The organism is Streptomyces paludis (genome assembly GCF_003344965.1).
GTDB classification, from domain to species: Bacteria; Actinomycetota; Actinomycetes; order Streptomycetales; family Streptomycetaceae; genus Streptomyces; species Streptomyces paludis.
The window spans coordinates 8,306,656-8,320,823 of record NZ_CP031194.1 but is presented as its reverse complement, the minus strand read 5'-3'; the positions used below and the strand labels follow the sequence as shown (position 1 = coordinate 8,320,823).

9 protein-coding genes and 1 pseudogene are annotated in these 14,168 nt (G+C 70.5%); 3 read left to right on the top strand and 7 right to left on the bottom strand.

Translation table 11 applies throughout. The features are described 5' to 3' along the window. Positions 1-20 precede the first annotated feature (20 nt). The 7 genes and pseudogenes from DVK44_RS35695 to DVK44_RS35665 form a co-directional block, all read right to left on the bottom strand. A pseudogene (locus tag DVK44_RS35695) lies at positions 21-215 on the bottom strand (telomere-protecting terminal protein Tpg); the annotation flags it as partial. Between the two features lie 54 nt (positions 216-269). Continuing rightward, positions 270-758 carry a hypothetical protein gene (locus DVK44_RS35690; RefSeq protein ID WP_114664720.1) on the bottom strand — a complete coding sequence of 163 codons (489 nt, stop codon included), beginning with the start codon at positions 756-758 and terminating at the stop codon, positions 270-272. Between the two features lie 112 nt (positions 759-870). Next, positions 871-2,286 (bottom strand): DEAD/DEAH box helicase, encoded by a 1,416-nt coding sequence (locus DVK44_RS35685; protein ID WP_114664719.1) that lies wholly within the window; start codon positions 2,284-2,286, stop codon positions 871-873. 177 nt (positions 2,287-2,463) lie between these two features. After that, positions 2,464-4,452 (bottom strand): glycoside hydrolase family 127 protein, encoded by a 1,989-nt coding sequence (locus tag DVK44_RS35680; protein ID WP_114664718.1) that lies wholly within the window; start codon positions 4,450-4,452, stop codon positions 2,464-2,466. A 61-nt stretch (positions 4,453-4,513) separates the two neighbouring features. Further along, positions 4,514-5,335 (bottom strand): carbohydrate ABC transporter permease, encoded by an 822-nt coding sequence (locus tag DVK44_RS35675; protein WP_114664717.1) that lies wholly within the window; start codon positions 5,333-5,335, stop codon positions 4,514-4,516. Positions 5,336-5,394: 59 nt separating this feature from the next. Then, positions 5,395-6,357: a carbohydrate ABC transporter permease gene (locus DVK44_RS35670; RefSeq protein ID WP_114664716.1), complete on the bottom strand. Its 963-nt coding sequence runs from the start codon at positions 6,355-6,357 to the stop codon at positions 5,395-5,397. A 76-nt stretch (positions 6,358-6,433) separates the two neighbouring features. After that, positions 6,434-7,765 (bottom strand): ABC transporter substrate-binding protein, encoded by a 1,332-nt coding sequence (locus DVK44_RS35665; RefSeq protein ID WP_114664715.1) that lies wholly within the window; start codon positions 7,763-7,765, stop codon positions 6,434-6,436. 276 nt (positions 7,766-8,041) lie between these two features. On the opposite strand from DVK44_RS35665, the gene DVK44_RS35660 reads away from it, so the two are divergent. The 3 genes from DVK44_RS35660 (at position 8,042) to DVK44_RS35650 (ending at position 14,067) form a co-directional block, all read left to right on the top strand. Further along, positions 8,042-9,070 carry a LacI family DNA-binding transcriptional regulator gene (locus DVK44_RS35660; protein ID WP_114664714.1) on the top strand — a complete coding sequence of 343 codons (1,029 nt, stop codon included), beginning with the start codon at positions 8,042-8,044 and terminating at the stop codon, positions 9,068-9,070. Positions 9,071-9,253: 183 nt separating this feature from the next. Next, positions 9,254-12,544, top strand: coding sequence for a discoidin domain-containing protein (locus tag DVK44_RS35655; RefSeq protein WP_114664713.1), 3,291 nt, complete (start codon positions 9,254-9,256; stop codon positions 12,542-12,544). Between the two features lie 29 nt (positions 12,545-12,573). After that, a complete protein-coding gene (locus DVK44_RS35650) occupies positions 12,574-14,067 on the top strand; it encodes a family 43 glycosylhydrolase (protein WP_114664712.1) in 1,494 nt (497 codons plus the stop codon). Positions 14,068-14,168: the final 101 nt, after the last annotated feature.

Genomic DNA, 14,168 nt, shown 5'->3' with positions numbered 1-14,168 from the left:
ACCACGGTCGGCGGGCAGGGCTAGAGGTCGAACTCCAGGTGCTCGATGTCCGTGAAGCGCACCTCATCCAGCGAGCCGGCGCGGCGGCCGCCGTCCTGGAAGTAGATTTCCTTGAGCGCTTCGGCGGTGATCTCACGGAGGCGTTCGTCGTCGGCGCCCTGCTCCTGCGCCGCGAAGAGGCGGGCGGCGTGGCGGGGCGGGAGGGCGAGGGTGAGGTTGAGTTCCCCGTCGGACCCCGTTGGCCTGCTGGCCTTCGCGATCACCCGCACTCATTCCGGAGCCGACTCGGCGGTTCGGGTGCCGTCCGTGCCCGGTCCTGGCGTACGTATCCAGATGTGGTGCGCCTCGGGCGGCGGCTCCTCGGGGTCCGCCAGCCGGACGAACCCGAAGTTCAACTCCTGTACGCACTCGCGCACCATCGCCACCGGCAGGATGCCGCAGACACCGAAGGCCAGGAGCGCGAAAATCGCTCCCGGCTCGCCATGAGTCAGGTCCCTGAACAGTCCCGCCACCGTGAACATGAGCCCCAGGAATGTCGCATAGCCCGCCAGCACCACGAGCCACATCCACAGGCCGTAGCTCCCGCGGAACCGCCGTAGCGCCTCGGAGCGGCTGAAGTAGCCGACGCGGAAGTCCTCGCCGCACTCTTCGCAGGTGAGCAGCGCGGCACGGCGGAAGACCCTGTCCCCGGGCGTCGCCCGGACCGGCACCACCGGCGACACCGCGTGATCGAACACCATGATCGTTGTGTCGTGCATGCGCACGATCCGTCGGCTGTGCGCCAGTTGGACGTATCGGGTGCGGAAGCGTAAACCCACCATTCATCCAGTACAGCCGAACCGCCCCCAGCTGTCACCGGTGTCAGCGGTGTCAGCGGCCCTTGCGTATCCGGGCCGCCGCGCGGGCTTCCGCGGTCCTGCGGGACTCGGCGGCTTTGCGGGACTCCTTCGCGGGGCGGCCCGTGCGGGTGCCGAGGCCGCGGAAGGGGGCGTTGGGGGTGCTGGTCGTCGTTCCGGCGGGCGGGCGCTTCGCGCCGGTGATGGCGGTCAGTTTCTCCTCGCCGGAGCGTACTTGGGTGATCGTCGGCCGGATCCCGGCGTCGGACATCATGCGGTTCACGTCGCGCCGCTGGTTGGGGGTGACCAGGGTGACCACACGGCCGGACTCCCCGGCGCGCGCCGTGCGCCCGCCGCGGTGGAGGTAGTCCTTGGCGTCGGCCGGCGGGTCGACGTTGACGACGAGGTCGAGCGCGTCGATGTGAATGCCCCGGGCCGCGACATTGGTGGCCACCAGCACGGTGATCCCGCCGTCCTTGAACTGGCCGAGCGTGTGCGTGCGCTGGGGCTGCGACTTCCCGCTGTGCAGCGCGGCGGCCCGTACGCCACTGGCCCGCAGATGGCGGGTGAACTGGTCGACAGCAGCCTTGGTGTCCAGGAACATCAGCACCCGGCCGTCCCGCGCGGCGATCTCGGTGGCGGTCGCGTACTTGTCGGCGGCGTGGATGTTCAGCACATGGTGTTCCATCGTGGTGACCGACCCGGCCACCCGGTCGACGGACGTGACCACCGGGTCGTGCAGATAGCCCCGCACCAGCTCGTCCACACCGCGGTCCAGCGTGGCCGAGAACAGCAGCCGCTGCCCGTCGGCGCGGACCTGGTCGAGAATGTCCGAGACCTGCGGCAGGAACCCCAGGTCGCACATCTGGTCCGCCTCGTCCAGCACCGTGATCCGCACCTGACTTAGCTGGCAGTCACGGCGCGATACCAGGTCGGCCAGCCGCCCCGGCGTCGCGACGACGACCTCGACGCCGGTGCGCAGCAGCGCCGACTGCCGGTTGATCGACAGTCCGCCGACCACCGTCGCCAGGCGTACGTTCAGCGTCCGGGCGTACGGCTCCAGCGCGTCGGTCACCTGCTGGGCGAGTTCCCGGGTCGGCACGAGGACCAGCGCGAGCGGCCGCTTCGGCTCGGCTCGCAGGCCCGCCGTCCGGACGAGCAGGGCGAGCCCGAAGGCCAGTGTCTTGCCGGAGCCGGTCCGGGCGCGGCCGAGGACATCGCGGCCGGCCAGCGCGTTGGGCAGGGTCGCCGCCTGGATCGGGAAGGGCTCCGTCACACCGAGACCGGTCATCGTCCGCACCAGATCCGGCGGCAGCCCGAGGACGTCGAAGGACGCGGCCGCCGGCAGCTCCGGGGAGACCGTACGCGGCGTCGCCGGCTCGCCTCCCTCGGCGGTCCGCCGGGGCTTCCCGGCAGCGGGGGGCCCGGCGGGCGACGACTTCGCGTTCATGGGGAACCTTCCTGATCGGCGCCCGGAACGCGCCGGGGCCCGTACCCCTGGGCACGGGCCCCGGCGGTGTCGAAGCGTGCCCCCATTTTACCAGCGGGCCCACGGCCGCCCGCCGGACGGCTCCGGCGGTGCCGCTCCCCCGGCTCCGGAGTCCGTTCACCGCCGTGTGTCCGCCGGTCAGGGAAGCGGACGCTCCGGACCGTCCGCTTCAACGTCCGCTTCCCGGACCGGGAGCCACACCCGCATCGTCGAGGGGCCGCGGTTCGCCCAGGAGTAATAGGGCACCAGGACGACCGGCGAGGCCCGTACGGCAGGAGCCCGGGTGGCCTCCGGCACGGCGTAGGGCCAGGGGGCCTCCGGCCGGCCGTCGGGGACGGTGAGGGCGCCGGGGGCGAGGACCGTACCGGACGGGCCGTCCTGCGGACGCGCGGACGGGTCCACCCGTACGGAGTCGACCTCCCGGCCGGCGGGCAGGTCCACGGACTCCGCGCAGTACACCACCGGTCCGCGCTGGACGGCCACCGTGCCGCGTACCGCGTCGACGCGCGGGTCGGCGCCCACCCAGCGGGGCGCCACGGGCAGTTCGAGCCGTATCTCGTCGCCGGCCCGGAAGGCCCGGGTGACCGCGGCCGTGCCCGGGGCGACGGCCCTGCGGGTCCCGTCCGCGTCGACCAGCCACGCGGGCGCGCCCGCCGCCCACGCGGGGACCCGCAGCGACAGGGTCCAGGGGCGGTCCGCGGAGCGGGTGATCCGTACGGTCACCCGTCCGTCGTGCGGGTAGTCGGTACGGACCCGCAGCGCGACGGGGTGGCCGCCGGTGAGGGTGGTGGCGATGTCCGCGTCGGCGTACTGGTGCAGCTGGACGCCCCGGTCGTCCGCCGTCGCCAGATAGGCGGGCAGCAGGGCCAGGGTCCGCGCCACATTGGTCGGGCAGCAGGACACCGCGAACCAGGGGGCCCGCGTCCCCGACTCCGCGCGCGGGCTCTCCGCGTCCGCGTCGGGTGCGGTGCCCCGCGTACGGCGGTGCAGGGTGTTGGTGTAGAAGAAGGCCCGGCCGTCCTGGGACGGGGAGGCCGCGACCACGTTGAACAGCGTCCGCTCGGCGAGGTCTGCGTAGCGCGGGTCGCCGGTGGCGAGCAGCAGCCGCCAGCCGAGCATCACGGAGGCGACCCCGGCGCAGGTCTCCGCGTAGGCGCGGTCGGGCGGGAGGACGAAGTCGTCGCCGAAGGACTCGTCCCGGTGGTGCGCGCCCATGCCGCCGGTCAGATACGTACGCCGGGCGACCGTGGTCTCCCACTGCCGTACGACCGCCGCGAGGAGGCTGTCGTCCCGGGTCTCGACGGCCACGTCGACGGCGCCGGCCGCCAGGTACAGGGCGCGTACGGCGTGTCCGCGCAGCACGGTGGCCTCGCGGACGGGCAGGTCGTCCTGGAAGTAGGCCCGGCCGAACTCGGTGTCGGCGAGGGTGCCCCGGCCGCGCCGCTCGACGAAGAGCGCCGCCTGGTCGAGATAGCGCTGCTCGCCGGTCGCCCTGGCCAGCTCGACCAGGGCCGTCTCGATCTCGGGGTGTCCGCAGACGCCCTCGATGCCGCCGGGTCCGAAGGCGGCGCAGACGTGGTCGGCGGCCCGCCGGGCGGTCTTGGTGAGTTCGCTCTCGCCCCTGGTCCGCAGCTCGGCGACGCCCGCCTGGATCAGGTGCCCGTAGCAGTACAGTTCGTGGCCCCACTCCAGGTCGCTGTAGCGGGGGCGCTGGCCGGGGCGGCCGAAGGCGGTGCTCAGATAGCCGTCCGGTTCCTGGGCGGCGGCGATGGTCTCGGTGAGCGAGGCGATCCCGGCGTCTGTACGGGTGTCGGCGCCGGTGCCGGTGTGCTGTCCGGCCTGCCAGGACATCGCCTCCAGGAGCTTGTAGACGTCGGAGTCGGCGAACTCGCGGCCCCGCCGGTCCCGGTGGACACGGCCCTCGGCGGCGGCCCGGAAGTTGCCGATCCACCCGACGCGTTCCATCCAGTGGCGGCAGTGGCCGAGTGTGGCGGTCGCGTTGACCTCCCGGCGCCGGGCCCAGAAGCCGCCGGTGATCCTGACCTCGTCGAGACCGAGCGGCCGGAGTCTGCCGCTGGTCGGCGCCACCGGCAGGACGGGCGGGCGCGGCGTGCTGTTCTCCCTCACCAGTTCATGCCTTCGCTGTGTCCTTCCGGTTGTCCGTCGTCCGACGCGGGGCGCGTCCGTTTCAGCCTTTGAGGGCCCCCGACATGAAGCCCTGTACGTAGTGCCGTTGGAGCAGCAGGAAGAGGAGCAGGCAGGGTACGGCGAGGACCACCACGCCCGCCTCGGTGGCGCCGTAGTCGACGGCTCCCATGCTCTGCTGCCGCAGGTTCGCGACGGCCAGCGGCAGCGGTGCCCGCGCGCTGTCCGAGATGAGGATCAGGGGTGCGATGAAGTCGTTCCAGGCCGCGAGGAACGCGAAGAGCCCCACCGTGATCAGTCCGGGGCGTACCGCCGGAAGGAGGATCCGGCGCAGCGCGCCCGCCGTGCCGCAGCCGTCGACGAGGGCCGATTCCTCCAGTTCGCGTGGCACCGCCTCGAAGGAGATCCGCATCATGAAGGTGGCGAACGGCAGTTGGAACATGGTGAGGACGAGGCTGAGTCCGACCAGCGAGTTCTGCAGATGGAGCCGGCCGAGCAGTACGTAGAGGGGGATGAGGAGGGTGGCGTACGGGACCATGAGGATGGCCAGGGTCAGCAGGAAGAGCAGGTTTCTGCCCGGGAAGTCGAAGCGGGCGAAGGCGTAGCCGCCCAGCAGGGACACACCGAGGGTCAGGGCGACGGTGAGCGCGGAGACGACGGTGCTGTTCAGGAGGTAGCGCCACAGGCCCGCGTCGTAGTCGAGCAGGGTCCGGTAGTTGCCGAGGCCGTATCCGGAGGTCTGGGCGGTGCCCGGCTGGGCGCTGACGGAGGCCCAGGCGCTCCACAGCAGGGGAAAGAGGAAGAGGACGGCGAGGCCGCCGGCGACGACGTAGTGCGGTGTGCGGCCGAGGGCGCGGGTGAGCACGGCGGGGTCCCTTCTCCTCGCGGTGTGCGTACGGGCGCGGGTGCTGGTACGGGTGCGGGTCATGGCGCGTCGGTGCGGCGCAGGCCGCGGAACTGGAGGAAGTTGAGGAGGAGCAGCGCGGCCAGCACGATGATCGAGAGCGCCGCGGCGGTCCCCAGGTTCAGGCGCTGGAACGCCTCGCGGTAGATCAACTGCACTACGGTCACGGTGCTGTTGTCGGGTCCGCCCTTGGTGAGCACGTAGAACTGGTCGAAGGCGAGCAGTGATCCCGTCACGCACAGGAGCAGGGAGAGCGCGAGGGAGGGCCGGAGCAGCGGGAGGGTGATGGAGCGGAAGATCTGGCCGCGGCTCGCCCCGTCCGTCCGCGCCGCCTCGTACACCTCCTGGGGGATGCCCTGGAGTCCCACGAGGAGGATGAGCATGTAGAAGCCGGCGAACTTCCAGACGACCAGAAACACCGTCGAGACGAGCGCGGAGGTGGGTGTGCCGAGAAAGGACACCGGCTCGTCGGTGAGGCCGAGTCTTTCCGGGATGCCGCTGAGGGGGCCGGTGGTGGGGCTGTAGAGGCCCCAGAACAGCAGGGACGCGGAGGCCAGCCCCAGGGCGCCGGGCAGGAAGTAGACCGTACGGAAGAACCCGGTGCCGGGGCGGGAGCGCTGTACGAGCAGGGCCAGGAGGAGGGCCAGGGCGAGGAGGACGACCGTGACGATCGCGGTGTAGAGCAGGGTGAAGCGGACGGCGGGCCACAGGAGTGTGCCGCCCGCGACATCGGTGTAGTTCTTGGGGGCGTTGGCGCCCTGGTCGCCCGCGAGCAGCGGCCAGTCGCTGAGCGACATCTGTCCGACGAGGAGGAGGGGCAGCAGGAAGAACACCACGACGAACACCGCGGTGGGGGCCGCGTAACCGAGCCCCTGAAGCCTGCGGGACCGCCACCGCGACGCGGCCGTACGGGGCCGCCGGGCCGGGCGCCGCGGTGGGGCGCGGTGTGCGGCGGCCGCTCGGTCGGGCGCCTTCACCTGCATGGTTCTCCTCTGCCGGGTGACGTGGGAGGGACGTACGGTGGGCCGGTCGGCCGGTCAGTGGTCAGCCGGTCAGTGGTCAGTCCGTCAGTGAGGCGCTGACCGCGTCGTTGTCCTTCTCCACGGACGCGCCGTCACCGAAGACCGCGTTGCGCATCAGGCTCAGCCAGGGCCCGTTGGGGTCGTTGAACGTCTGGCCGAACTTCAGGGCGTACGGGGTCCGGCCGTCCGCCACGAGCTGGTTGATCAGGACCAGACGCGGGTCCGCGGCGGAGTGTTTGTTGGACGCCAGGTCGGTACGCGCCACCACGTCCTTGTGCGCGGCGACCACGTCGACCTGTGCCTCGTCGTCCAGTGACCAGGCGAGGAAGTTCCATGCCTGGTCGGCCGAGCGGCTGGTGGCGGAGATGCCGATGGCGTCGCCGCCGATGAAGGTGGATCTGCCGCCGTCGGGACCGGGAATCGGCGCGACACCGAGGTCGAGGTCCTTGGGCATCAGCCCGAGGGTGGTCGACGGCATGGGCATCACACCGACCTTGCCCTTGGGGAAGACCCCGGTCCAGGTCGCGCCCGTCTCGTCGCGGGCGCCGGGGGCGACGATGCCGTCGCGCACCCATCCCCGGTAGGTCGCGTAGACCTTCTTCGCGGTGCCGGAGTCGAGTGCCGCCTCGGTGCCCTCCTCGTTCAGCACGTCCTCCCCGCCGGCCCAGATGGACGGCCACCAGGTGAACACACCGCATCCGCCGCAGTTGCCGCCGAAGAAGGTGCCGTCGACGCCGTCGCCCAGCGCGTCCACGGCCCGGGCCTGGCGGTCCCACTCGGCCAGGGTGGCGGGCGGCTTCTCGGGGTCGAGTTTTGCCCGCCGGTACAGCTCCTTGTTGTAGAAGAGCACCGACAGGTCGAGGGTGTGCGGCACGACGTACTTCTTGTCCTCGTACGTACCGGCCTTGATGTGCGACGGGGCCAGGTGCGCGGCGAAGGGCAGGGCGTCGATGCGCCGGGTGAGGTCGGCGAAGAGCCGGTTCGAGGTGTAGTTGGGGACGAACACCACGTCGGAGGCGAAGAGGTCGGGGAGGTCGCGGGAGCCTGCGGCGGCGCCGACCTTGGCCTGGTAGTCGTCGGTGGGGATGACGGTCAGCTCGATCTTGTTCTTGTGGGCCGCGTTGTACGCCTTGACCAGGGCCTCGCTCTGCGGCCGGGTCGCCGCGCGGGTCCACATCGTCAGTGTGGTGCCGTCGTCGACGCCTCTGACGTCCGCCGTACCACCACCTCCTTTGCCGTCCCCTCCGCCGCCGCCCGTACCGCCCTCGCCCGTGCCGCATGCCGTGATCAGGCCCGCGGTGGCGAACAGGGCGACGGCACCGGTGACAAGGCGGCGTAAGGGTCCACGCGGTCCGGTCGTGCTCGCCATGACGATCCCCCTTGTGCGGCGGCGCGGGGGCCCGTGGGCGGGCCGGCCGGCCGGAACGATGGATGTGGTGGCAGGGATGGGGTGGCTCTGAACAGGAGCGAAAATGAACCGAAAAGGCTTTCAGAAAGCTAGAACCCCGCTCACGGCCCGTCAATCCCCTTGCACGGAAGGTCTTTGAGGGGGCAACCGAAACCTGTGGAAACGGTCTTGTGCCTTCCGGGCCGAAACTTCTCGCGTACGGTTTCTTCCACGCGCAGTGGAACAGGAGAACCACCCATGTCACAGGCGACCGGCCCCGCCCGTTCCCGTCCGGCCACGCTCAGCGATGTCGCCCGGCTGGCGGGCGTGTCGGTGGCCACCGCCTCCAAGGCCCTCAACGGCCGCAGCCAGGTGCGGGCCGAGACGAGAGCGCGGGTGATCGAGGCCGCCGAGCGGCTCTCGTTCCGGCCCAACCAGCTGGCCCGCGGTCTGCTCGCGGGGCGGACGGGCACCGTCGGTCTGCTCACCAGCGATCTGGAGGGCCGGTTCAGCATCCCGATCCTCATGGGCGCGGAGGACGCCTTCGGCGCGGGCGAGGTCGCGGTCTTCCTCTGCGACGCCCGGGGGGACGCGATCCGCGAGCAGCACCATGTCCGCGCGCTGCTCGGGCGCCGGGTCGACGGTCTCATCGTGGTGGGCAGCCGGACCGACCCCCGTCCGTCGCTCGGGCGGGAGCTGCCCGTACCCGTCGTGCACGCGTACGCGCCGTCGGACGATCCCGCGGATCTCTCCATCGTCCCCGACAACGTCGACGCGGGCCGGATCGCGGTGGAACACCTGCTCGCCTGCGGCCGTACCCGGATCGCGCACATCACCGGTGACCCCGGCTATCTCGCGGCGCGGGACCGGGCCGAGGGGGCCGGACGGGCGCTGGCCGAGGCCGGCCTCGCCCCGGTCGGGGCACCGCGTTTCGGGGCCTGGACGGAGGGGTGGGGGCGGGCGGCCACCGCGCTGCTGCTGGACCGGCACGCCGATGTCGACGCCGTGCTGTGCGGCAGCGACCAGATCGCCCGGGGCGTCATGGATGTGCTGCGCGAGCGCGGTCACCGGGTGCCGGAGGACGTGGCGGTCATGGGCTTCGACAACTGGCAGGTCCTCACGGCGTCCTCGCGCCCTCCGCTGACCAGTGTCGACATGAACCTCGAACAGGTCGGGCGGGCGGCGGCGCACGCCCTGTTCACCGCGATCTCGGGGGCCGGGCGCTCGGGGATCGAGACCCTGCCGTGCCGTGTGGTGATCAGGGAGTCGACGGCGCCGCTGTCCTGAACCCGTGCTCCGCCCGACTCATCCCGTCCGCCTCCCTTGACACCTCCCCGGACCGCTCCTACGTTGCGAAAACCTTTCAGGTCTGTTTCGGCACGCCTCGGGTCACGCACGGGTCAGCACCGGTCACGCACGACGGCGCCCTCGCGAGCACGCGCTTGTTGTCAACTGGACAGGGAGCATCCGATGAGAAGACCGCACGTCCACCTGTTACGACGCCTGCGGACGAGGAGTCTCCTCGTCGCGCTGGTGCTCAGTGTCTGTTCCGTCGTCGTCGCGCCCCCGGCCACCGCGGCGCAGACGATCGGCTTTCCGTCCTTCGCCGGACCCGCGATCCCGGCCCCGCCCGTCGCCCACACCCCGGGCGACATGATGCGGGCCATCTACGACGCGGAGAGCGCGGGGACCGACTTCTGGATGGACCGGCTGCTGGCCCGCGCCGGCAACGACCCGGCCGGACCCTGGCTGATGACCCGGGGACGCGCGGTCTTCATGAAGACCCACAACCCGGCCGTGCTGGGCTTCGGCGGCAATGTCGCCTACTGGGAGTCCATCAACAACCAGAACGCCTACAGCGTCACGGTCACCCCGGGCACCTTCACCGAGCAGGTCGCGCAGCGCCGGCAGACGCCCAGCCACTGGAAGAGCGTGCACACCAGCGGCTCGGTCACGGTCGACCAGACGAAGTTCATCACCGACAACAACGTCGCCGTGACCAGTCTGTCGATCAGGAACAACGGCACCGCCGCCACCACCCTGCAACTGCGGGCGGTCTCCCCGTACGCCACCACGGGCAGCGGCGCCGAGCTGACCGGGCAGGTCAACGCGTACAACAACCTGACCACGATCCGCCCGCGGCTCACCGGCGACGGATTCTCCGCCTCCAGCGGCGGCCTCAACCGGTCCGTGACGATCGCGGCCGGCGCGACCGTGACCGCGAAGGTGGTGATGGGCTTCGTCACCGACGAGATCCCCGAGTCGCTCACCGAGTACAACGCGTACGCCGCCTATTCGAGCGCCACCGCGTTCGCCACCCATGTCAGGGCCTACAACCTGTGGTGGGCGCAGAACGTCCCGTACATCGACGTGCCGGAAGGCGCGATCAAGAAGAACATCTACTACCGCTGGTGGCTGATGCGCTTCAACAACCTCGACGCCGACATCCCCGGGCAGACCTTCCAGTTCCCCACCTCGATGGAGGGCGTCCTCGGCTACAACAACGCGATCGCGCTCACCCAGCCCATGCACATCGACGACCTCAAGTATCTGCGTGACCCCTCCTACGCGTACGGGGACTGGCTCAGCGTCGGCCAGACGTCCAAGGGCGCCCGCTTCCTCGACAACCCCGGCGACCCGGAGAACTGGTCCAACAGCTACACCCAGTACATCGCCGAGGCCGCGTGGAAGAGCTACCAGATCCACGGCGGCCAGCCCGCGATCGCCGGCCAGCTCGCCCACTACGCGGAGGGCGACGTCAAGGGCCAGCTGGACTTCTACGACCGTGACAAGAACAAGCTCATCGAGTACGACTGGGGCGCGCTGACCGGCAACGACGCCGACGCGGTGTCCTTCCACTGGAAGCCCGGCAACATGGACCGCACCGAGTCCGCCTACCAGTACAGCGGCGCGCTCGCCGCCGCCCAGGCGTACGAGGCGACCGGCAACACGGCCAAGGCCGCGGAGCTGCGCACCCTGGCGACGCAGATCAAGGACGCCATCGTCAACGTGCTGTGGAACCCGAACAGGCAGCTGTTCGAGCACCGGCTCAAGTCGACCAACGAGTGGGTGCCCTGGAAGGAGATCAACAACTACTATCCGTTCTCCGTCGGGGCGGTCCCCAACACCGCGACCTACCGGCAGGCCCTGCGGCTGTACGACGACCCGGCGCAGTACCCGGTCTTCCCGTTCTACACGGCGAACCAGGCCGACAAGCAGGCCGCGGCGGCGGCCGGCAACCCGGGCTCCAACAACTTCTCGACCATCAACTCCACCGTGCAGTTCCGGCTGTACTCCTCGGTCCTGCGCAACTATCCCAACTCCTGGATGAGCGCGACCGATTACAAGAAGCTGCTCTACTGGAACACCTGGGCGCAGTATGTCGGCGGCAACACGCAGTGGCCCGACGCCAACGAGTTCTGGGCCAACTGGAACGGCACCGGGATCGACTACCGCTCCTGGATCCACCACAACATCCTCGGCAGCAGCAACTGGACCGTGATCGAGGATGTCGCCGGGCTGCGCCCGCGCAACGACGCCAAGGTCGAGCTGTCCCCGATCAACATCGGCTGGAGCCACTTCACGGTCAACAACCTCCGCTACCGGGGCGCCGATCTGTCCGTGGTCTGGGACGACCCGGCCGACAGCGTCACGCACTACCCCGGTATCCCCAAGGGCTACTCGATCTTCATCAACGGGAACCGGGTCGCCACCGTCGGCTCACTCGTCCCCTTCACATGGGACCCGGCCACCGGGGATGTCACCACGGACGGCACGGTCACGTTCCGCACCTCCGTCCCCGGCCTCAAGGCCCCCAACCAGGTCACGCAGAACAGCCCCCGGATGGTCGACATGCTCGCCAAGGCCGGCGTCGACCTCACCGGGGACCCGGTCAATCTGGCCTCGGGGGCGACCGCTTCCGCCTCCCACACCGGGTCGGGCAGCAACCTCGCGGGCGCCGTGGACGGGTATCCCACCAACGAACCGTTCTGGGGCGCGGGCGGATCGCCCAACAGCCAGGACTGGTACGAGCTGAACTTCGGCACCGCGCGCACCCTCGACGAGGTGCGCCTGTACTTCAAGGACAGCCGCCCGGCTTCCACCACCTACCGCGCCCCCGCGGCCTACACCGTCCAGTACCACGACGGAAGTTCCTGGGTGCCGGTCCCCGACCAGACGAAGAGCCCCGCCGCGCCCCGGGCCAACTACAACCTGGTGCGGTTCCCGGCGGTCAGCGCCCAGCGCGTACGGATCCTCGCCACCAACGCCACCGGGGCCAAGACCGGGCTCACCGAGATCAAGGTCCACAACCGGGGCGGCGTCCAGCCACCGGCCAACCTGGCGCGGGCCGCGACGCCGTCCGCCTCGTACACCTCCCCCTGGGAGAGCGTCGCGGCGATCAACGACGGTGTCGACCCGCCGTCGTCCAACGACACCGTGAACCCGCGCTGGGGAACATGGCCCCAGACCGGGCAGCAGTGGGCCGAGCTGACGTGGCCGTCGGCCAGAACCCTCGACCGGGCCGAGGTGTACTTCTTCGACGACGCCCAGGGCGTCACCCTGCCCGCCTCCTGGAAGCTCCAGTACTGGAACGGCAGCGCCTACGTGGACATGCCGGGCGCCGGCTCCTATCCGATCGCCAAGGACCGGTACAACACCGTCTCGTTCACCGCCACGGCCACCACCCGGCTGCGGGTGCTGCTCACCGGCAACGGCACCAGCTCCGTCGGACTTCTCGAAGTGAAGGCGTACGGGCCCTGACCGACCGATGAAGGAAAGGATGTGCACCAGTGAACCGCTCCCGATGGCTCTCCGTACTCATCGCCCTGCTCACCGGGGTGGCCGCCTTCCTGGTGGCGCCACCCGCCCTGGCCGCCACGGCGTTCACGTCGACGGCGGTGAATCAGAACGGCGGCAACTGCCTTGACCTGCCGAATGGTTCGACGGCCACCGGCACCCAGCTGCGGGCGTTCACCTGCGGCACCGCGGCGACCCAGAACCTCGTCTTCAACCCGGTCACGGGCACGGCCGACACGTACACGATCAGCACGCCCTCCGGTCAGTGCGCCGATGTCTTCGGCGCGTCGACCGCCGACAACGCCACGGTCATCCAGTGGCCCTGCCACAGCGCGACGAACCAGCAGTGGCGCTTGGTGCCGGTCGCGGTGAGCGGCACGGACCGGACGTTCAACCTGGTCTCCGTCGGCTCGGGCAAGTGTGTCACCCCGAGCGGCGGCGCCTCGGCCTCCAACACCGGCCTGGTGCAGCTGCCGTGCGCCGCCGCGAACGGCAGGGTGTGGCGGCTGCCCGGCTTCCCGGCCGGCGGTACGGGGACGGGCACCTTCACCAATCCGATCGCCCAGCGCGGCCCCGACCCCTGGCTCACCCACTACAACGGGTACTACTACCTGGCCACCACGACCTGGAACTCGACCGTCACGATGCGCAGGTCCAGCACCCTCGCGGGCCTCAGCACCGCCACCGAACAGGTCATCTTCAACCTCACCCGGCCCAACGGCGCCGGCACCATGTGGGCCCCGGAGTTCCATCTGCTCGACGGCCCCAACGGCAAGCGCTGGTACTTCTACTACACGGCCGGGCAGGAGCCGTACAACCTGGGCACCCAGCGGATCCATGTCCTCGAAAGCGCCGGACTCGACCCCATGGGGCCCTACAGCTTCAAGGCCGACCTGCTCGACCCGACCCAGGACAACACCTGGGAGCTGGACCCCGGCATCCTTCAGCTGAACGGGCAGCTCTATCTGCTGGGCACCTTCTACAACGGCTCCCAGCCGATGTTCATCCGGCCGCTGTCGAACCCGTGGACGGCGAGCGGCACCCGCCGGGTGCTCTCCACACCGACCTACAGCTGGGAGACCGTGGGCGGATCCGTCAACGAGGGCGGCGAGGTCCTCCAGCGCGACGGGAAGACCTTCATCGTCTACTCCGCCAGCCACTGTTCCACGCCCGACTACAAGCTGGGCATGCTCACCTACAACGGCGGCGACCCGCTCAACTCCTCGTCCTGGACCAAGTCGCCGAACCCGGTCTTCCAGAGGTCCAACGCCAACGGAGTGTACGGACCCGGTCACAACGGCTTCTTCAAGTCGCCCGACGGAACGGAGGACTGGATCGTCTACCACGCCAACAGCAGCGCGAGCGGCGGCTGTGACATGAACCGCTCCACCCGGGCACAGAAATTCACCTGGAACGCCGACGGAACACCGAACTTCGGCACCCCCGTGGCCCTCGGCACCACCCTGCCGGCACCGTCCGGCGAGTAGCGGCAACGCCCCGGGCCCGGCACCGTCCCCGGCCCGGGGCACACCGCCACCAGCCTCCCTTCTCACCAACTGCCCCTGTTCCAAAGGAAGATCCTGCGGTT